This window comes from Rahnella sp. EDr1-12 (assembly GCF_049206505.1).
GTDB classification, from domain to species: Bacteria; Pseudomonadota; Gammaproteobacteria; order Enterobacterales; family Enterobacteriaceae; genus Rahnella; species Rahnella rivi.
The window spans coordinates 297,130-316,796 of record NZ_JBLZNY010000001.1 but is presented as its reverse complement, the minus strand read 5'-3'; the positions used below and the strand labels follow the sequence as shown (position 1 = coordinate 316,796).

Here is a 19,667-nt window from a genome sequence, read left to right as displayed (position 1 = left end):
TGACTAAAAACCAAGATCTGTATCAAGCTGACGTTGTTTTACTATATATGCGATGTATTTAGTCTTAAACGGGACCCATTAGCTGAGCGCTTTTTCAAGGTTATCAATCGGTATGTACCGAAGTTCAGACTTTGGACTGCTGATGGCCCAAAATATAGGATGGCACGAATTCCTCTCTGCATCTGTTCAGATAATCTGACCACCACTGCATCATCGTCTTGCGGGCTTCCAGATGTTACGCCTTGTGGATGTATGCTGCCCGTACGCTATTACGCTCCTGATGACTCATCTGACGCTTGCGGCCACAGCCCAGACTCCATGAGGGCACTACAGGCCATTGTCCGAAATCCGTGGCCGCAGATTTCATTTTTTGTGTCATATCTCATCAGGCGCAACGCCTTGTTGACGGTGTTTTCACACATTGGCTTATACGGATTATGGTCACCGGGGAATATCAGCACGCGATGCCCGGATATTTCCCGTATCTGTTTCAGAATAGCGATGGACTGACGGGAGAGTGGAACGATATGTGGAGTGCGCATTTTTGCACCACGCTCAGAGTAGCGGACACCGGGGATGGCCTCGCGAGTGGCAGGAATGGTCCAGATTCTATTTTTGAAATCGATCTCAGACCAACAGGCGAAACGCAGCTCGCTGGAACGGATGAATAGGTGAAGGGTGAGTAATACGGCCAGGCGGGTTAACTCTCGTCCTTGCTGGTAGTCCTCAATGCGAGCCAACAGTTCCGGTAGTCGTTCCAGCGGAAGGGCGGGGTAGTGACGTTTAACGGGCGGGGCAATAATACCCTCCAGATTTGCTGCCGGATTGTTCTTTATCAAATCCTGATGTATGGCATGACGCATGATGTTGCACATATGCTGCCGGGTACGTGCTGCGACTTCCAGCAGACCTTTTTGCTCAATGCCTTTCAGCAGGTCGATAAAGTGACGAGGTTTCAGTTCAGCTACCGGCAAGTGTCCAATCACAGGGAATATATGATTGTTCATGCTGGCAAGCAGACGGGAGGCGTGGTTCTCTGACCATGTTCGGTTGCTTTTATGCCAGTCCAGTGCCACATACTTGAAAGTTTTTCCTGGCGAGGTAGTGGCTCTTTCAGCAGAGCGCTGTTGTGCTGGATTTATATTCTGCGCCAGCAATTTACGGATGCCGTCACGCTGTTGACGAGCATCAGCCAATGACACGTCAGGGTAGGCGCCTAAGCCAAGGCGAGATTCTTTTCTATTGATACGATATTTGAGATACCAGAGACGTGAACCGCCTGGATTAACCAGCAGATATAGACCATGAGAATCGGAAACTTTGAAGGGTTTAGCGGATGATTTTAAGTTGCGGATTTTTGAGTCGTTAAGAGACATTTGGGGGTCACTCCGTCATCGAACCAACTTGACCCCAAATCTGACCACCAAATTCTCCCGATGCGGAGGGAAAACTGAAAATGCATCGGGAAGACTTTTCACGCTAACTCATTGAATCGGAATCACATAAGGATTCGCAAAACGGCATGAAAACAAGAATTTGGCTCCTCTGACTGGACTCGAACCAGTGACATACGGATTAACAGTCCGCCGTTCTACCGACTGAACTACAGAGGAATCGTGTGAACGGGGCGCATGATAACGAGTGACAGGGGCGGGATCAAAGGTTTTTTTGCTGCGACGTTCTGATGGGAGACAATTTGTGCAGATGGGTCAAAAAACAGTAAATCTTTCCCGCAGTTCATCAAATAAACTGAATCCTTATGTTAAATAAATGACATTTATTCTCATCCTGAGTCGCGTAAAGTAATCCCATCAGTGTGCTGTTATCCGCAAGTCGGGTCCGGCGCAGCGTTTTACGCACTATGAGGATGAATACGCGATGAAAAAGATTGGATTTTTATCATTTGGTCACTGGACGCCATCTCCGCAGTCGGGCACCCGTTCGGCAGCAGATGCATTATTAGAATCTATCGATCTGGCGGTGGCGGCTGAAGAACTGGGAGCCGACGGCGCTTATTTCCGCGTGCATCACTTTGCCCGTCAGCTGGCCTCGCCATTCCCGTTGCTGGCGGCCATTGGCGCCAAAACCCGCAAGATCGAGATTGGTACCGGTGTTATCGATATGCGTTACGAGAATCCGCTGTATATGGCCGAAAGCGCCAGCGCCGCTGATTTGATTTCCGGGGGGCGTTTGCAGCTCGGTATCAGCCGGGGTTCGCCGGAGCAAGTGATCGACGGCTGGCGCTATTTTGGTTATCAGCCGGAAGAGGGCGAAACGGAAGCCGATATGGCGCGCCGTCATACTGAAAAGCTGCTGGATGCGCTGCGCGGTGAAGGTTTTGCGAAACCCAATCCGCAACCGATGTTTCCAAATCCGCCAGGTTTGCTGCGCACTGAGCCTTATTCTGAAGGGCTGCGCGAGCGCATCTGGTGGGGCGCTGGCTCGAATGCGACCGCCGTCTGGGCCGCGAAGCTGGGCATGAATCTGCAAAGCTCAACGCTGAAAGATGATGAAACCGGCGAGCCGTTCCATATTCAGCAGGCGCAGCAAATCCGCGCCTATCGTGCGGCCTGGAAGGAAGCCGGGCATGAGCGGGCACCGCGTGTCTCGGTCAGCCGCAGCATTTTTGCCCTGATGGATGACCGCGATCGCATGTACTTTGGCGGCAGCAGTAACGATGGCGATAAAGTGGGTTTCCTCGATGAGAAAACCCGTGCGATTTTCGGTCGCAGCTATGCAGCCAGCCCGGAAATGTTGATCAAACAGCTGAAACAGGATGAAGCCATCGCCGAAGCCGACACCTTGTTACTGACCGTGCCGAATCAGCTGGGCGTTGAGTATAACGTGCATGTGATTGAGTCGATCCTTAAACATGTTGCTCCCGAAATGGGATGGCGTGAGTAGTCGCTAAGCAACATGACGAAACGAAAGCCCGTCGGGGGAAACCCTGACGGGCTTTTTTCTTTTTGCGACGCGGGCAGATAAGCCGCTGTCATTAAGGGGTTATTCTATAATCAGTGATGGCATTATTTTGATGAAAAAACCCGCAGGCACTGTACAAAATTCTGAAGGCAAGATCTATCAAATACATAGGGTGATTCAGATGTGACTGGTTTCAATCCGCGTATAGAGTAGCAATGAGACTACAAAAACAGGAGTGTGAGCATGAGCAATTCCATTGATGAAGAAGCAAAAGACGCAAAGCCCATTGTTGAAGCAGAAAGAGAAGCATCCGCCGGTAAATGCCCCTTCCATGAAGGTAATACCAATAAATCGTCCGGCGGTGGCACATCCAACCGTGACTGGTGGCCCAATCAGCTCAGGGTCGACCTGCTAAATCAGCACTCGACTCGTTCCAACCCGCTGGGCGAGACGTTTGATTATCGTAAAGAATTCGCTAAGTTAGATTACTCTGCACTCAAGTCCGATATCAAAGGGCTGCTCACCGAATCACAGGCCTGGTGGCCCGCCGACTGGGGCAGCTACATTGGCCTGTTCATCCGTATGGCGTGGCACAGCGCCGGGACGTATCGCTCCGTCGATGGACGCGGCGGATCAGGACGCGGTCAGCAACGCTTTTCTCCTCTCAACTCCTGGCCGGATAACGTCAGCCTCGATAAAGCGCGCCGCCTGTTGTGGCCGGTGAAGCAAAAATACGGTCAGAAAATTTCCTGGGCAGATCTCTATATTCTGGCGGGTAACGTTGCGCTGGAAAACTCCGGTTTCCGCACCTTTGGTTTTGGTGCCGGTCGCGAAGACGTCTGGGAACCGGATCTGGACGTGAACTGGGGTGACGAAACCACCTGGCTTGAACACCGCCATCCTGAAGAACTGGCAAAATCTCCGCTGGGCGCAACGGAAATGGGGCTGATTTACGTGAACCCGGAAGGTCCGAATCACAGTGGTGATCCGGCTTCTGCCGCTCCGGCCATCCGTGCCACCTTCGGCAATATGGGGATGAACGACGAGGAAATCGTCGCGCTCATCGCCGGTGGTCATACGCTCGGTAAAACGCATGGCGCCGCTTCTGCCACCCACGTGGGTGTTGATCCCGAAACCGCACCGATTGAATCTCAGGGCCTCGGCTGGGCAAGCAGCCACGGAACCGGCGCGGGCGCAGATGCCATCACCTCCGGTCTGGAAGTGATCTGGTCGCAAACCCCGACGCAGTGGAGCAACTACTTCTTCGAAAACCTCTTCAAATATGAGTGGGTGCAAACCCGCAGCCCGGCGGGGGCTATTCAGTTTGAAGCCGCCGATGCACCGGACATCATTCCTGATCCGTTCGACACGTCAAAAAAACGCAAACCGACCATGCTGGTCACCGATCTGACGCTGCGCTTTGATCCTGAGTTTGAAAAAATTTCACGTCGTTTCCACGGCGACCCGCAGGCCTTTAACGAAGCTTTTGCCAGGGCGTGGTACAAACTGACTCACCGTGATATGGGGCCAAAAGCGCGCTATATCGGGCCGGAAGTGCCAAAAGAAGACCTCATTTGGCAGGATCCGTTGCCGGTCCCTGTGTATCACCCGACCGTTGCTGAGATTGCGCAGCTGAAGGAAAAAATTGCGGCTTCCGGTCTTACCGTCAGTGAACTCACGTCGGTCGCCTGGGCTTCGGCTTCGACTTTCCGTGGCGGCGACAAACGCGGGGGCGCGAACGGTGCCCGCCTGGCGCTTCAGCCACAAAGAGGGTGGGAGGTGAATGCCACGGCGGCGCGCGTACTGCCCACTCTGGAATCCATCCAGCAGTCCTCCCGCACGGCGTCACTGGCGGATGTGATTGTACTGGCGGGTGTGGTCGGTGTTGAGCAGGCAGCGAAAGCGGCTGGCGTTGATATCGAGGTGCCATTCACCGCCGGTCGTGTGGATGCCCGTCAGGATCAAACGGACATTGAGTCCTTCGAATTGCTGAAACCTAAAGCCGATGGTTTTCGTAACTACCGTGGCAGTTCGGCCAATGCCTCGACCGAAAATCTGTTGATCGACAAGGCCCAGCAACTGACGCTGACCGTGCCTGAATTAACGGTGCTCGTCGGCGGATTACGCGCGCTGGGGGCAAACTATGACGGCAGTCAGCTGGGGGTTTTCTCGCAAAAAACCGGCGAACTTAACACGGATTTCTTCGTCAATTTGCTCGACATGCGCACCGAATGGAAAGCCACCGACGGAACGGGTGAACGTTTCGAAGGCCGCGATCGCGTCAGCGGAGAGGGTAAATTCACTGCCTCCCGTGCCGATCTGGTGTTTGGTTCGAATGCCGTATTACGTGCAAATGCCGAGGTTTATGCCAGCGCTGATGCTAAAGAGAAGTTTGTGAAAGACTTTGTCGCTGCCTGGACAAAAGTGATGAACCTGGACCGGTTCGAACTTTAAACGTAAAGGCAGGATCGTAAAGGGTAGTTATCACCCTTAAAGCCCGCTCAGGGATAACTGAGCGGGCTTTTTAACAGGGAGATTATGCTGTCAGAGAGGGGAGCCGCCGTTTCCTCCGTTGCCTCCAGCGCCGACAGAAGCAGTATTGGATTTTTCCGGAAATGGCGTTGCGGTGGTGAAGTGAGCCTGAATAGGGATCGCACCATCCTACAGGCTCACTTCAAACATCAGACGGGGGGCGAAATTATTTCGCCAGAAGCTCTTTGCGGACGATTTCAGCGCCTGCACTTAAGGCATCCAGCTTGCCTCTTGCCACGCTGCGAGGCAGGGGGATCATGCCGCAGTTAGTGCAAGGATAGAGCTTGTCAGCGTCTACAAACTGCAACGCTTTGCGAAGGGTGGCGGCGACTTCTTCCGGTGTTTCGATATTATTGGTTGCCACATCAATGGCTCCCACCATTACCTTTTTACCGCGAATAAGTTCCAGCAGCTCAATGGGTACATGGGAGTTCTGACATTCCAGTGAAATAATATCGATATTAGATTTTTGCAGCTTTGGAAAAATCTCTTCATATTGTCGCCATTCGGTGCCCAGCGTTTTTTTCCAGTCTGTATTGGCTTTAATGCCATAACCGTAGCAAATGTGGACAGCCGTTTCACATTTAAGCCCTTCGATAGCTCTTTCTAAAGTGGCAATACCCCAGTCATTCACTTCATCAAAGAAGACATTAAACGCGGGCTCATCGAACTGAATAATATCGACGCCCACAGCTTCTAATTCTTTGGCTTCTTCATTGAGAATTTTAGCGAATTCCCAGGCAAGTTTTTCGCGACTTTTATAGTGATTATCATACAGCGTATCGATCATGGTCATCGGCCCTGGCAGAGCCCATTTAATTGGTCGTGTGGTTTGCTGACGTAAAAACTTAGCATCTTCGACAAAAACCGATCTCTGGCGGCTTACCGGCCCAACAACCGTCGGCACGCTTGCTTCATAGCGATTACGAATTTTAACCGTTTCGCGTTTTTCGAAATCAACGCCGCTGAGGTTCTCAATAAACGTCGTGACAAAATGCTGACGGGTTTGCTCGCCGTCGCTGACAATATCAATACCCGCCTGTTGCTGATCTTCCAGACACAAACGCAGGGCATCCTGTTTGCCGTCAATTAATTCCTGATCCTGCAATTTCCACGGGGACCAAAGCACCTCAGGTTGTGCCAGCCAGGAAGGCTTAGGTAAACTGCCGGCAGTCGATGTCGGTAATAATTTTTTCATAACAGGTGACCTTATATTTTTTTATAATCAAAGAACGGTTTGCGCAGACCATTGTTCAAGAACGGATTGATAGGGTTTAATGAAGTTCTCTTCAGTAAACTTCCCTTGCTCGACAGCCAGCTGGCTACGTTCTTCCCGATCGTAAACAATGCGGGTTAAAGAATAATCCTGGTAATTCAGGCTTGGCTGATACTGTATTCCGGCCGCAGAATTAGCATTGTAAATCTCAGGGCGGTAAATCTTTTGGAAAGTCTCCATCGTGCTGATGGTGCTGATCAGCTCAAGATTTGTGTAATCACTGAGTAAGTCGCCGGTAAAATAGAAGGCTAAAGGTGCCACGCTGTTTTCAGGCATGAAATATCGCGCACGTAATCCCATTTTTGCGAAATATTCATCCGTCAGAGAAAGTTCATCCTGCTGATATTCGATACCCAATACCGGATGTTTCACGCCGGTGCGATAATAAGTGTTTTTACTGGAGACACTCAGGCATATCACCGGTTTCTTATTGAAGTTATCTTTATAGGTGTCTGAGTTGACGAAGCATTTAAATATATCCCCATGCAGTTCTCCAAATTTCTCAGGAAGACTGAATGCGGATTGGGTTTTATTGTGCGCCGGCAATAAAACGCTAAAATCATAATCCCTCACATAGGAGGAGAAATTATTCCCTAAAATACCTTCAATACGCTGGTTGGTGTGTTTATCCACGATATTTGTTTTCAGTATTTCAATCACCGGGAAGGAGTCTGAGCTGTCTTCGCCGGAAATAGTCAACTGAACAGTAATGATATCAAGTTCAACAGAATAGCGATCGCTCTTCGGGTTATCCCAGTGGGCCAGAGAGTTGAAGCGGTTATCGATCATCACTAAGGTGTTACGCAGGTTATCCTGGCGTTTCTCACCCCTTGCCAGATTAGCAAAGTTGGTGGTAATACGCGTATTTTCCGAGGGGTTATAATCTTCGTCGAAACGAATGCTCTTAATAGCAAAGGTAATATTTTTATTCATTGTTATCTGATATCCCGACATCTGATATGAAACCTGTTTTGATTGTTTGCTTTTCAGGGCTTCTCAATTTATTTTCAGATTTACCTTCAGCAGCCTCAAAATTTTCTATAGTTAATAACCGTGTATAATTTATGCCTGACTCGCTGACTAAGGAAAAGTGATTTAATTTCACTGAACATGAACGATTTTCATGATCAGGGGACAGATGTTCAGCTTCTCATGACAGTTCTTCACGCCTCCCGGACATAAGAAAGCCCGCCCAGATTTCTCCTTGCGGGCTTTCCAGCACTCATTTCGGCCCAGCCACGTGCGCAAAGCAGGGGCGGAAAACTCACTCCTCGCTGACGGCCTTATTGAGAAGGCGCGCGCGGCACACCTCGAGGATCTCATCAGACAGTGCCGAATCATCGGGGCAGGCGCGGGAGAGCACCAGAGCGCCAACAAGGTGGGCCATGCTGTCGATAAGGTCAGCGCGCGATGCGCTGTGCGGGCCACGTTCACTGGCTAACAGTGCCAACTGCGTTTCAATGCCTTGCGCAAATGCGGCTTTGATTGGCGCGGGCTGACGGGCGGTATCTGCCCCCAGCGCCGACATGACGCAACCCTTGCCCATGGAATCACGGTGCTCCCGGGAGAGGTAATTCTCCACAAATTGCTCACGGCTGACCCCCTGGGTACTTTCTGCCGATCGCATAAAACCGCAGCTCATCGCCTCCGACATCAAATCCGCCTTGGAGGCAAAGTGTTTATAGAAGCCGCCATGAGTGAAACCTGCCGCTGACATCAGTTCCGCGACGCCTACACCGTCATAGCCCCGTTCGCGAAACAACACCGAAGCCGTTTCAACAATGTGTTTCCGGTTTTCACGAACCTGCTCTTTTGACACTTTCATTTTTGCACACCTCACGAAAATTCATGCCTCAAGTATACATTGATGATAACCGTAATCAAACCGATTGACTTTTTAGATTACGATCACCATCATTAAGTCTGTACTTTGGCCGCGCACTGGCGGATTTTGTTTACTCACCAATAAAGAAGATCAACTCATGACCAAATCATCAGTCCTCATTACTGGCGCTTCGACAGGCATCGGCGCTGTTTACGCAGAGCGTTTCGCCCGCCGGGGGCACAACCTTGTTCTGGTCGCCCGCGACAAGGCAAAACTCGACACCCTGGCCGCACGTCTGCGGCAGGAACACGGCGTGGCTGTCGATATTCTGCCCGCTGATCTGACCCAACCGGATGCACTGGCGGCTGTCGAAACCCGTCTGCGCGACGACGCGCAAATTGGCATTCTGATCAATAACGCGGGCATTGCGCAGTCCGGCGGTTTTGCGGAGCAGACGTCAGAGTCTATTGAACGGCTGATTGCGCTGAACATCACAGCTCTGACGCGGTTGGCCAACGCCGCGACGCCGCGTTTTGTGCAGGCGGGAGAGGGCGCAATTGTCAATATCAGTTCCGTCGTCGGTCTGGCTCCGGAATTTATGATGTCGGTGTATGGCGCCACTAAAGCCTACGTGCTTTTCTTATCGCAGGGATTAGATCTGGAACTGTCATCCCGTGGTGTGTACGTCCAGGCGGTGCTGCCAGCCGGAACCTATACGGAAATTTGGGAACGCGCAGGCATTGACGTGACAACGTCACCTAAGATGATGCAGGTAGATGATTTAGTGGATGCCGCACTGGTCGGTTTTGACCGTCGCGAAAAGGTGACCATACCGCCACTTCAAAATGCCGCACACTGGGACGCTCTCGACGGTGCGCGTCAGACGCTGATTTCAGACATCAAACAAGATGAACCCGCAGCGCGATATAAATCCCTTTAATTAGAAAAGGTGCGTTGTGCAGGAGAACAAATGGTTGGCACAAGGGATGAGTAGCGTGTTTTTTGTTCCAGACAGGCTATCACGGGCATCAGGAGCGGATTTAACCAGAAAGCGTGAGCGCGTCGAAATGAATCTTAAAGTGACTTAAAAGGGGAAGTGGCCTTCCCCTTTAGATGCGTTTTAACCGGAGAGTTAACTCACCAGGTTAATCAGTCGTAAAAGGGCTAAAAACAGCTCCAGTACGACGATGATCACTGACAACATGTTCATCCGCGTTCTCCACATAATGCGGAGCGCAACACCAGTACCTTACCCTTACATTGCCTGTCAGTACGGGTGTACAAGTGTTAGATTGTATAGTCGCACTCCAGACTGGGGCACTGCTTGCGGCACCACCCGTCTGGCAGTCAGGGCTTTAAAATAGGTAAAGCCTGAAGCACGACAAACCTAACGGCCTGTATTATTAATGAGCATCCGTGGGTTTGCAACGGGTATTGAAGAAAGCTATAATCTCGTCGTTAGATTGTATGGTCGCACGTCGCTGCTTCACGATTACCTGTCGTTAAGGGCGAAAAATATAGAACCCCGTCTCACCAGCGGGGTTTTTTATTGTCTGGAATTTGGTTTCTCCGGCATCCCGATTTTCGCCGAACGAAAGAAAAGCGGAAAAGCAAAAAGCCCGCTTAAGTTTCCTTAAGCGGGCTTTTCTAATATGGCTCCTCTGACTGGACTCGAACCAGTGACATACGGATTAACAGTCCGCCGTTCTACCGACTGAACTACAGAGGAATCGTTTGAACGGGGCGGATAATATCCAGAGGGCGCCGGGGTGTCAACGCAAAATTCAATAATAGCCGCTGACTGCTCAGCATCTAATCAATACGGCTGAAAATCATCATCAGCGCCATCAAAATATGGGGTCAGCCGTCAGATTAACAATCACAGCGTTGTCCGCGACGTTGCCGTGCCAGCGGGTCTTGCTGATAAAAACGGGTGAAATGGCCGTAAACCAGCGGAAACCGGTCAGACAGCAATTCTGGCGCACTAAAGAAATATTCAGAAAGTACGGCGAAACACTCGGCGGCGTCGGTTGCTGCGTAGGCGTCCATGCTGGCAGCCTCTTCGCCTACGGTGTCGATTTCATCCTGCAGATTTTGCATGGCGGCCTGCAAATCATGCTCCCAGGCAACCACGTCGCGCAGCGGAATGGGCGGAATGCCGCTGACTTCGCCGCCGTTACGCATATCCAGTTTGTGCGCGGCTTCGTGGATGATCAGATTAAAGCCAGAATTGTCGAAGGAGTCTTCAATGTCCTGCCAGTTAAGGACGATCGGCCCCTGATCCCAGCTTTGTCCGGCGTGGATTTGCGTTCCGGCGTGGATCAAGCCGTTCTCGTCCTGCCACGGGGTATCGACCACAAAAGGAGAGGGATAGAGCAGAATCTCATGAAATCCGTCGAGCCAGGATGCGCCCAGCTCCATGACCGGCAGTGCAAACAGCAGAGCGATGCGCGCCTGCATTTGTTCGGTGAGCACAATGCCCTGCAAGGGCACCAGCCGTTTTTGTTGCAGCAACTGGCTGGCGATGCGTATCAGACGTTGTTGCTCTTCGTCATTGAGAGAGGACAACAGCGGAATGTTCAGGGCGTCGTTCCACGCGTCCGATCTTTCAATTTTCAGCTCATTTGCTTTCCACGGCCACTTAATCATCATTTTGCTCGCAAAGTGATCACTTGATTTATCAGTGCCAGCTAAGCCGAAGTGACTCCAAAACAAGTAACTTCAACAAGTTAGCGTCGGACTGCACAGATTCTGAGAGGATGTTACACATCCGCTCATTTTAAGCAAAATGCGGGATCCTCTTATAAGACATAGCTCACGTTATTCTTTAAGCCATTTTTCGATGAAAGTATTTGGCGCAAGGGGCTTGCTGAAAAAATAGCCTTGCAGGAATTCGAGCTGATACGGCGTCAGATAATCGACCTGTGCCTGTGTTTCGACACCTTCGGCCACGATAATCAGGCGCAGACGTTTTGCCAGATCGATGACGTTATCGACGATGTGCCCGGCCAGTGCGTCGGTGCCGATTCGGCCAATGAAGCTCTGGTCGATTTTTAGGATATCGATGTGGAAATTTTGCAGATACGCCAGGCTGGAGTGACCGGTGCCAAAGTCATCCATGGCAATCAGGACGCCCATCCGGCGCAGCGAGCTGAACAAACTGTGGGTGATGTCCGTTTGTTCGATCAGTTCGCGCTCGGTAAGTTCAAGTACCAGATGCACAGGGTTTTCTTTAAAGGCGTCGATGAACGCTTTGCAGTCTTCCACCAGCGTCAGATCTTTAAAGTGACTGGCGCAGATGTTAAACCCGAAATGGAAGCCTTTCGGCAACTGCGCGGCCATCGGACCAAACTGATCGCGCACCTGCGCCATCATTGAACGGGTCATCGGCACAATTAATCCGCTTTCTTCGGCAAGCGGAATGAACTGGTAGGGCGGGATCAGCCCGGAATGCGGATGCTGCCAGCGCATAAGCACTTCGCAGCCGGTGATTTTATGATCCGTGCCATCCACCACCGGTTGCAGCCAGGGAATAAACTGTTTTTTCTCCAGCGCCGTTTTCAGTGCGGTGACCGGCGTGCCAAAACGGCCAAGCAGCCCGTAGGTCATGAACGCCACAAATAAGCCGACCAGCGGAAAGAGCACCAGACTGGCGGTGGCGTAATCAAAGATGTAACGCCAGTGATCGCTGCCGCTGATCACCAGGCGCATCTCATAAGGGTAACGCTGAGACGCCAGCGCCATTCTTTCGCCTTTCGGCCAGCCCAGATCACGATGAATTTTGCCCTGATTATCCATCCACTGGTCGCCGACCTTCAGAACGAGAAATTTTTGCTGGCTGAGTAAACGAAGAATGTTGTGCAGGAAATAGCCGTCAACGCCGACCAGAACGCCCTGGCCGTTTACGTCGTGACGATAGGCGATCAGCGGATGATTTGGCGTTACGGCATTGCCGCTCATCAGCATCAGTTGTCCGCCAGCATAGTGGCCTTGGGAAACGAAATCGATCTTCTCACCAAACAGAGAGGTGCAATAAATGGTGTCGCCGGTATAGAGATTGACGGTGCGCACATTGGGCACTTTCGCCACCTGCCAGCGCAGAGCCTGAATCGTCTCCTCGGTACAAGGGGCGCCTATCAGATAGTTGACGGTATCGGCGGCGACGGCGGCATTGTCGAGGGTCATATCCACCATGTAGACCGATTGCGCCAGACTGGCGGCGTGATCTTTACGCAATCCCTGTGAGGTCTGCCATGAAATCGCCAGCGTGCCCAGCGCGGCGACCAGCAGGAATGCCAGTACCGACAGACAGAGTCGGAATCGCGGCCGGTATAGCCAATGTACGGATAAGGCCAAAGGAGTGTCCACCTTAGGAATTTGTGAAGGCTTACTGTTCTTAATATAACGCATAATCAGCGAAATCTGCTGCAAACCTCGGGTAATAATGAGGGAAATCAATCTCCCACCTACCCGATGTTTATGCTTAAAAGTCAGTTCGTGCGGTTTCAGTTTTATTGAGGGCCTAAAATTTGTAGCATAAGCGTTTACGCCGCCTGTCAGAAAACGACATCAGGACGAACACATGCCTTCCCGCTTTTCCATACTTCTCTGCGCTGCTGTTATCTCTCTTTCCGTCAGCGGTGCTGCGCTGGCCGCCGATGCACCAAGCTACGGGCCACAATTACAGGGGTTCGATTACCCGTTTCCGCTCAAACAGTTCTCACTGAATTCGCAGGGTGCGCCGCTGCAGATGGGCTATCTGGACGTGTCGCCGGCAGGCCACAAAAACGGACAGACCGTGGTGCTGATGCATGGAAAAAATTTCTGCGCCGCCACCTGGGGCGGGACGATTTCGGCACTGGCGGCCAAAGGCTATCGCGTGATTGCGCCTGATCAGGTGGGGTTCTGCTCCTCCACCAAACCCGGACATTATCAGTACAGTTTTCAGCAACTGGCGATCAACACGCATGAGTTACTCAAAAGCCTGAAGATCAGCAAAGCGGTGATCGTCGGGCACTCTACCGGCGGAATGTTAGCCACGCGTTACAGCCTGATGTTCGCGCCGGAAGTGTCGAAACTGGTGCTGGTCAATCCCATCGGGCTTGAGGACTGGAAAGCGAAAGGGGTGCCATACCGCACCGTGGATCAATGGTATGACCGCGAGCTGAAAACGTCGGCCGAGAGCATCAAACAATACGAGCTGAAAACGTATTACGTAAACAAATGGAAACCGGAATATGACCGCTGGGTCGATATGCTTGCCGGTCTGAACAACGGGCCGGGGCATAAGCTGGTGGCATGGAATTCGGCCCTGATTTACGACATGATTTTCACGCAGCCGGTGTTCTACGAATTTAAGAATTTACGTGTCCCGACCACGCTGATGATCGGCACGTCTGATACCACGGCCATTGGCAGCGACATCGCCCCGGCGGCAGTGAAAGCCAAAATTGGCAACTATAAAGTGCTCGGTAAACAGGCCGTGAAGCTCATCCCCCATGCCCGGCTTATCGAATTCAAAGGATTGGGGCACGCGCCGCAAATGGAAGAGCCGGAAAAATTTAATACCGCTCTGCTGAAGACCCTGGCGAACTGAGGCCGCAAGCATCATAAAAAAAACCGCAGTCTGCGTCAGGGCTGCGGTTTTTTATGGTTTTGCGTTTCGACATTCTGCTTCGGCGATTAACGCAGATTGTCCGGGAAGTTGGCCGGTAACTCGCTGGCTGCGCAGTCGATCACGGTGTCGTTGTTCGCGCCGCAGTCACGGACGAAAGTGATGGTCGCGAATTCATCAATCACTTCGGTCGGATAGGCCGGACCGGCATCGCGGTAAGCATTCATCAACGGAATATGATCGTTCTGGAAGCAGACGGTTTTTTCCGGATTGTTCATGACCCAGCGCGGGAAGAAGATGGTGCCGTGGAACACGTTATCGCCAAGATTCACAATCAGGCTGACGTCGGTACCGGTAGGCTCGGTCCAGGAAATTTTGTAAACCTCTGACGCCACACGCACGATGTAAGCTTTCTGGTCTTTCACCCAACGGTTACCCACCAGGCCACTGTGAATACGGTAATCCAGCGTCTGTGCGTTTTTCACATAGATTTCATAGTTCCAGCCGTTATCGTAGGTATAAACCACATGTTTACCAACGAAGCCGCTCAGGTCATTTTTATCAAAGTTACTCATGGTGAATCTCCTTAGGTTTTCTGGATGAAACGTGTGTTTCGTTTCGATGAAAGAATCATACCCCTCATAAATGTGATAAAAAAACGCTGATTTTCGATAAAAACAATCGGTTTATTAGATGTATTATGCGGTGACAAACTTCACTGCACAGGAGACAGATATGGCGCTGCCTAGAACCACACTTGAACAATGGGTTGTGTTGCAAACGGTGATTGAGCAGGGAAGTTTTGCGCAGGCGGCCACGGTGCTGAACCGCAGTCAGTCATCGGTCAGTTATGCGTTGAGCGGATTACAGGAGCGGCTCGGGCTGCCGCTGCTGGAAATTACCGGGCGCAAAGCCGCGCTCACCGAACAAGGGCGAGCCTTACTGGCGCAGGCGGCGCCGCTGATCTCTTCTTTCCTGCAACTGGAGCATCGCGCGGCAGGCTTGCGCGGCGGGGTGCGCACGGAGCTGAGTCTGGTGGTGGACAGCGTGTTTCCTAAAAACCTTTTGTTCCGAGCGTTGAAACGCTTTCAGCAACAGTTTCCCGATACCCAGGTGCATCTGACGGAAATCCTGCGGGGTGAAAGTCCCGGCCAATTAAATGAACGATCAGCGGATTTGTACCTCACCACGCTGGCGCCGGAAAATGCGATACACGGCCGGTTCCTTCTCGATGTGGATTTCGTGCCGGTGGCGAAAAGCGATCATCCGCTGTTACAACTGCCGGTGCCGCTTTCCGCTGAAGATCTGGCGCGCTTTCCGTTAATTACGGTGGCTGACCGTCGCTCGCCGCGAAGCGACAGCCGCCCAGCCGGTCAGGCGGCGAACTGGACGTTCACCACGGTGGAAGCGGCGATGGAGGCGATATCAGTGGGCGTGGGTTACGGCTGGCTGCCGCTGGGAAGTGTTGGCCCGGCGCTGGAAAGCGGTGTGCTGAGCAGGCTGACGCTGTCGGCCCGCACGGTGCGGCAAACGGCGTTGTATATGGTGATGGATAAAGAATCACAAAACTTTGACCAGACGGTGCATGCCCTGTCGCAAAGCATTCTGGCGGCGTGTGGCCTGCTGCCCTGAAACGCCGGGCAGCAGGTGCTCAGATTAGGGTTTTTTGCAGGCCGCGAGGAGATCAAGCTGCGGATCCCGTGCGCTGGTCTGAACGTTCATGGCACTGAGCACGGTATGGAACAGATTATCCTGCGACACATCGTCCTTCGTGGCATGGGCTTGCAGGCATGACACATCAATACCCTGCGCTCTGGAATAGCCGTCAGATAACCAGAACAGCATAGGCACATGCGTCTGCTCGGCGGGCGCGACGCTGTACGGCGTGCCGTGCAGGTACAAACCATTTTCCCCCAGGGATTCGCCGTGATCGGACAGATAAATCACCGCCACGTTGTACTTATCCTGATATTGCTTCGCCTTTTCAATGACCTGTGACACCACATAGTCGGTGTAGTGCAGGGTATTGTCGTAGGTATTGACCAGCTGCTCCTGCGTGCAGTTTTCAATGTCACTGCGCGGGCAGTCTGGCATAAATTTACGGAATTCCGGCGGATAGCGTCTGGAGTAGGTGGGGCCGTGGCTGCCGATCAAATGCAGGCCGATCAGCGTATTCCTGCCATCCGGTTTGATGTCCTCATCGATATTTTGCAGCAGCGCCATGTCGTAACAGGTGTCGCCATCGCAATATTTACCGTCTTTTTGAGTATTGAGGGTGACGTTAGGCACGCGGTCACAAACGCCTTTACAGCCTTCGTCATTGTCTTTCCAGAACACGGAGACGCCCGCTTTATGCAGAATATCCAGCAGCCCTTCGCTGTTGCGCGCCCGGTTGGCGTCATAGCGGGTACGTTTCATGTCCGAGAACATGCAGGGCACCGAAATTGCCGTGGCCGTACCGCAGGAGGTCATGTGCGCAAAGAAGATCACATCGGGCATGGCCTGAGTGTATTCATTGGTCGGTTTCGCATACCCGTTAAAAGACTGATTCTGCGCACGGGCGGTTTCGCCGATCACCAGAAACACCAGGTTGGGTTTCTCGCCAGGTGTCTGCACCAGTCTGGCGTCGTTTCCGAGGGTTTGAAACGGCATTTTTGGCGTGAAGTAACGGTGATTCATGTACTGGAAGGCGCTGTAGAGGTAATTGGTCGGCACGATTTCCAGATTCAGGGTGCGGTTGTTACGGCCAACGGAGGCGTAATCTTTGTAGAACACCCCGGCGATGGAGGCAACGATCGCCAGTGACACCAACATCGACACCAGACGCACGCCCAGACGACGTAAACGCGTCTGATCATAGCTGACGGGCGTGAAGAACAGCACAATCGCCGGTATTACGCCGGTAAAGACAAACCACAGCACCACTTGCAGATTCAGATACGAAGACGCTTCGGCAGACTGCGTCTCCAGAATGTTTTCGATCATCCCCCGGTCAAACACCACCTGATAGGTCATCATGGCAAAACTGGCGAGGGCGCTCACCGGCAGTATGATGATGAAGAAAGGTTTAAGTAACGGGCGGAAGCTGAACGGCGTGAACACAAAGTTCAGCGCAAAGAAAAGTGCCACGGGGATGGTCAGTGCGAACGCCAGGCTGTAGGCAGGCAGCGCATGAAGAATGCGGTAAAAGTGTAACAAGATTGGCAGGTTAACGATAAACGTAAAATATAAGCTGAGCAGCAAAGTCAGCCAGAAGTAGCTGATCTTCGGAAATAAATGGCGCAATGAAAACTCCCAAAAAACTGAAGGATGCAGGCGTTAACGGACTGAAACCATAACGCACATAAATGAATTGTCGTGAATCATAATATTGCTAGCTTAAGAAAGCCTTAATAGAAGTGTCACAAAGGGTTCACAGCTCACATTTTTCAGAAAGGTTCAGAAAATAAATAAAATATAGTTGGCAGGGTTTAGCCCCCGTAACCCTTATGCTGGGCGGCATAGCAGGGAAATTGCGCAAAAAGCCATCAGCCTGTTTATACCTTTCTGAGTGCGACTTCCGACTCATTTTGATCTTCCCGCTGATTAATCCTCCCAGGTTTAATTTAACACTGACGATTTTGCGTCCGGCCCTGCATGCGGAGCGATTGTCAGAAGGATTTATGCGTTGATTTCATCTTCGGCCACAATTGCGGCCAGCAGTATCATCGAACCGGGTGTTGTTATCGGCCCGCACGTTGTTGTCGGCCCTTTCTGTTTTATCTCCACGGGTGTGCGGATAGGCGAAGGGTCAGTCATTGCCTCACATGTCGTCATTAACGGCGATACGTCTATCGGTCGTGAGAACCGAATCGGGATGGGATCGTCCATCGGCGAAGTCAGCCAGGATTTGAAATACAACGGCGAAGCGGCGAGCCTCGACATCGGCGACGGCAACGAGATTGGCCGTCACTCGACGCTGCATCGGGGCACAGAGCAGGGCGGCGGTGTCACGCGCATTGGCGATCAGAATATTTTTCAGGCGGGTGTGCACATCGGGCACGACTGTCAGGTGGGCAATCACACGTCAATGGGCGATCACAGCGGGCTGGCCGGTCACGTCACGCTGGGGGATTATTCGCAACTCGGCGCACTGTGTGCGGTGCATCAGTTTTGCATCGTCGGCACCGGTTCGCTGCTGCTGGACAACACCTGCGTGGTGCAGGACGTTCCGCCGTTTGTTGTGGCGAGTGGTAACCGCGCAGTTCCGCGCGGCATCAACGAACGCGCGCTGGCGTTTACCCGCGCGAATGCCGTTGAGCGGAAGGTGATCCGCCATCTGTACGATCTTTTATATCATCAGCAGGTGGCGGCAGACGTGGTGAAGCTTGAGATTGAACGGCTCAGCGCGGAGCACCCGATACTGTGCCAGTTCAATGATTTCTTTACCCGCTCGACGCGCGGAATTATCCGCTAACCGGCGGGATATAAAGGCCGGTCAGGCTTCCAGCGCCAGCAGGGCAAAGGTAGCCAGCCAGTGTTCGCCCATGTAATCGCTGTCGAGATTATCCAGTGCGCTGTGCAAATGCTCTTCCGCCGTGTGGCGTAAAAGGGCTGTGCGCGCGTCGCCTGCCGGTAACGCCGACGCGAGAGATCGCTGGCACCAGGCGCGGCTGAGGTTCAGACCGTCCAGATGCCCGATCTTGCCGTCACTGCGATCCGTGACCGTGGCGGGCGTGAACAGCGTGGCGGGTTGACGTTGCGCCAGTTCCGGCAGAAAACGGTCGAACCAGAGAATAAATTCCTCCCCCGGCAGTACGCGGCGCATCAGCTCCGCTTCCATCAGCGATGGCGACAAAAATTCATCACCACCCGGTTCCCATGCCTGACAATGCACATCATCCTGATGCCAGCGCCGCGCCGTTTCTTCAATTAACGCGCACAGCGGGCCATGCTTCACGCTTCGGGCATAGTCCAGCGTCAGAGCCAGCGCGAAGGCCGTATTGAAATGGCTGCCGACGCGCAGCGGATAGGTCGCTTTCGGCAGAAACGCCGTAAAACTCTCTTCGAAAAAGCGGGCCATCGGCGCCAGATTTTTTGCCCATTCAGCGGCCTGCGGCAACGCCATTTCCTGCAGCTGCTGCGTCAGCGCCAGAAACCATGCCCAGCCATAAGGACGTTCAAACCCGGCATGTTGTGGCTGTTGCAGATAAGCCATTTCGCCCGCGACGTTTTGTGCAGTGAAATGCTGCCCGACCACGGATATGATTTTCTCTGCTTCCGGCAGTTCAGGGTAAGTGTTCAGCAAGCGCAGCAACAGCCAGTAGCCGTGAACGCAGGAGTGCCAGTCGTAGCTGCCATAAAAAATCGGGTGAAGCTGGCGCGGGGTGCGGGCGTCCTGCGCGCTGCTCATCGCATGCATCAGTTTATTGGGAAACTCACGCGTTAAATGATTGAGCGCAAGTGAGGCAAAACGGGACGCCATCGCTGGCGTCATCTGCGTTGTGGTCATCGTCTTT

General features: G+C 52.5%; 14 protein-coding genes, 2 tRNA genes and 1 pseudogene. 6 read left to right on the top strand and 11 right to left on the bottom strand.

The genetic code is table 11. From position 1 onward, the window contains the following. Nucleotides 1-124 precede the first annotated feature (124 nt). Both ACO0U8_RS01300 and ACO0U8_RS01295 read right to left on the bottom strand, forming a co-directional pair. Nucleotides 125-1,376 (bottom strand): annotated as a pseudogene (locus ACO0U8_RS01300) (tyrosine-type recombinase/integrase). Nucleotides 1,377-1,537: 161 nt separating this feature from the next. Next, nucleotides 1,538-1,613: transfer RNA gene (locus tag ACO0U8_RS01295), tRNA-Asn, on the bottom strand. A gap of 265 nt (nt 1,614-1,878) precedes the next feature. On the opposite strand from ACO0U8_RS01295, the gene ACO0U8_RS01290 reads away from it, so the two are divergent. Continuing rightward, nucleotides 1,879-2,904, top strand: a complete 1,026-nt coding sequence (locus tag ACO0U8_RS01290; protein ID WP_421670132.1) for an LLM class flavin-dependent oxidoreductase — start codon at nt 1,879-1,881, stop codon at nt 2,902-2,904. Between the two features lie 261 nt (nt 2,905-3,165). After that, on the top strand, nt 3,166-5,376 hold the full coding sequence (gene katG / locus ACO0U8_RS01285; RefSeq protein WP_421670131.1) for a catalase/peroxidase HPI: 2,211 nt from the start codon (nt 3,166-3,168) through the stop codon (nt 5,374-5,376). Between the two features lie 244 nt (nt 5,377-5,620). Here the strand turns inward: katG and ACO0U8_RS01280 are convergent, their stop codons facing one another. The 3 genes from ACO0U8_RS01280 to ACO0U8_RS01270 form a co-directional block, all read right to left on the bottom strand. Next, nucleotides 5,621-6,652, bottom strand: coding sequence for a methionine synthase (locus ACO0U8_RS01280; protein ID WP_122095463.1), 1,032 nt, complete (start codon nt 6,650-6,652; stop codon nt 5,621-5,623). A gap of 27 nt (nt 6,653-6,679) precedes the next feature. Next, entirely contained in the window at nt 6,680-7,663 is a 984-nt protein-coding gene (locus ACO0U8_RS01275) for a DUF1852 domain-containing protein (RefSeq protein ID WP_421670130.1), read from the bottom strand. A 331-nt stretch (nt 7,664-7,994) separates the two neighbouring features. Beyond that, nucleotides 7,995-8,555 carry a TetR/AcrR family transcriptional regulator gene (locus tag ACO0U8_RS01270; protein WP_421670129.1) on the bottom strand — a complete coding sequence of 187 codons (561 nt, stop codon included), beginning with the start codon at nt 8,553-8,555 and terminating at the stop codon, nt 7,995-7,997. 157 nt (nt 8,556-8,712) lie between these two features. On the opposite strand from ACO0U8_RS01270, the gene ACO0U8_RS01265 reads away from it, so the two are divergent. Continuing rightward, nucleotides 8,713-9,495 (top strand): SDR family NAD(P)-dependent oxidoreductase, encoded by a 783-nt coding sequence (locus ACO0U8_RS01265; protein WP_421670128.1) that lies wholly within the window; start codon nt 8,713-8,715, stop codon nt 9,493-9,495. 713 nt (nt 9,496-10,208) lie between these two features. Here ACO0U8_RS01265 and ACO0U8_RS01260 read toward each other — a convergent pair. The 3 genes from ACO0U8_RS01260 to ACO0U8_RS01250 all read right to left on the bottom strand — a co-directional run bounded on the left by ACO0U8_RS01260 (nt 10,209) and on the right by ACO0U8_RS01250 (nt 12,911). Continuing rightward, a tRNA-Asn gene (locus ACO0U8_RS01260) sits at nt 10,209-10,284 on the bottom strand. A gap of 143 nt (nt 10,285-10,427) precedes the next feature. Beyond that, nucleotides 10,428-11,204, bottom strand: a complete 777-nt coding sequence (gene mtfA, locus ACO0U8_RS01255) for a DgsA anti-repressor MtfA (RefSeq protein WP_056780536.1) — start codon at nt 11,202-11,204, stop codon at nt 10,428-10,430. 171 nt (nt 11,205-11,375) lie between these two features. Next, nucleotides 11,376-12,911: an EAL domain-containing protein gene (locus ACO0U8_RS01250; RefSeq protein ID WP_260307176.1), complete on the bottom strand. Its 1,536-nt coding sequence runs from the start codon at nt 12,909-12,911 to the stop codon at nt 11,376-11,378. A 226-nt stretch (nt 12,912-13,137) separates the two neighbouring features. Here ACO0U8_RS01250 and ACO0U8_RS01245 point away from each other — a divergent pair, with 226 nt between their 5' ends. Then, the gene (locus ACO0U8_RS01245) at nt 13,138-14,151 is read left to right on the top strand and encodes an alpha/beta fold hydrolase (RefSeq protein WP_421670127.1); all 1,014 of its coding nucleotides are present in this window, start codon (nt 13,138-13,140) and stop codon (nt 14,149-14,151) included. An 86-nt stretch (nt 14,152-14,237) separates the two neighbouring features. Here ACO0U8_RS01245 and ACO0U8_RS01240 read toward each other — a convergent pair whose 3' ends face one another. Next, nucleotides 14,238-14,744, bottom strand: a complete 507-nt coding sequence (locus ACO0U8_RS01240) for a phenolic acid decarboxylase (protein WP_122095459.1) — start codon at nt 14,742-14,744, stop codon at nt 14,238-14,240. A gap of 160 nt (nt 14,745-14,904) precedes the next feature. On the opposite strand from ACO0U8_RS01240, the gene ACO0U8_RS01235 reads away from it, so the two are divergent. After that, nucleotides 14,905-15,801, top strand: a complete 897-nt coding sequence (locus ACO0U8_RS01235; protein ID WP_421670126.1) for a LysR family transcriptional regulator — start codon at nt 14,905-14,907, stop codon at nt 15,799-15,801. A gap of 24 nt (nt 15,802-15,825) precedes the next feature. Here the strand turns inward: ACO0U8_RS01235 and ACO0U8_RS01230 are convergent, their stop codons facing one another. After that, nucleotides 15,826-17,454 (bottom strand): phosphoethanolamine transferase, encoded by a 1,629-nt coding sequence (locus ACO0U8_RS01230; RefSeq protein ID WP_421670125.1) that lies wholly within the window; start codon nt 17,452-17,454, stop codon nt 15,826-15,828. Between the two features lie 382 nt (nt 17,455-17,836). Here ACO0U8_RS01230 and lpxA point away from each other — a divergent pair, with 382 nt between their 5' ends. After that, nucleotides 17,837-18,625, top strand: coding sequence for an acyl-ACP--UDP-N-acetylglucosamine O-acyltransferase (lpxA, locus tag ACO0U8_RS01225; RefSeq protein ID WP_056780517.1), 789 nt, complete (start codon nt 17,837-17,839; stop codon nt 18,623-18,625). 21 nt (nt 18,626-18,646) lie between these two features. On the opposite strand, the gene ACO0U8_RS01220 is transcribed toward lpxA, so the two are convergent. Continuing rightward, on the bottom strand, nt 18,647-19,660 hold the full coding sequence (locus ACO0U8_RS01220) for a DUF2891 domain-containing protein (RefSeq protein WP_421670124.1): 1,014 nt from the start codon (nt 19,658-19,660) through the stop codon (nt 18,647-18,649). Between the last annotated feature and the right edge of the window lie 7 nt (nt 19,661-19,667).

What these genes read in the sequence shown, in the direction of transcription:
- ACO0U8_RS01290 (WP_421670132.1), top strand. Translation starts at nt 1,879, where the DNA reads ATGAAAAAGATTGGATTTTTATCATTTGGTCACTGGACGCCATCTCCG.
- katG (WP_421670131.1), top strand. Translation starts at nt 3,166, where the DNA reads ATGAGCAATTCCATTGATGAAGAAGCAAAAGACGCAAAGCCCATTGTT.
- ACO0U8_RS01280 (WP_122095463.1), bottom strand. Translation starts at nt 6,652, where the DNA reads ATGAAAAAATTATTACCGACATCGACTGCCGGCAGTTTACCTAAGCCT.
- ACO0U8_RS01275 (WP_421670130.1), bottom strand. Translation starts at nt 7,663, where the DNA reads ATGAATAAAAATATTACCTTTGCTATTAAGAGCATTCGTTTCGACGAA.
- ACO0U8_RS01270 (WP_421670129.1), bottom strand. Translation starts at nt 8,555, where the DNA reads ATGAAAGTGTCAAAAGAGCAGGTTCGTGAAAACCGGAAACACATTGTT.
- ACO0U8_RS01265 (WP_421670128.1), top strand. Translation starts at nt 8,713, where the DNA reads ATGACCAAATCATCAGTCCTCATTACTGGCGCTTCGACAGGCATCGGC.
- mtfA (WP_056780536.1), bottom strand. Translation starts at nt 11,204, where the DNA reads ATGATTAAGTGGCCGTGGAAAGCAAATGAGCTGAAAATTGAAAGATCG.
- ACO0U8_RS01245 (WP_421670127.1), top strand. Translation starts at nt 13,138, where the DNA reads ATGCCTTCCCGCTTTTCCATACTTCTCTGCGCTGCTGTTATCTCTCTT.
- ACO0U8_RS01240 (WP_122095459.1), bottom strand. Translation starts at nt 14,744, where the DNA reads ATGAGTAACTTTGATAAAAATGACCTGAGCGGCTTCGTTGGTAAACAT.
- ACO0U8_RS01235 (WP_421670126.1), top strand. Translation starts at nt 14,905, where the DNA reads ATGGCGCTGCCTAGAACCACACTTGAACAATGGGTTGTGTTGCAAACG.
- ACO0U8_RS01220 (WP_421670124.1), bottom strand. Translation starts at nt 19,660, where the DNA reads ATGACCACAACGCAGATGACGCCAGCGATGGCGTCCCGTTTTGCCTCA.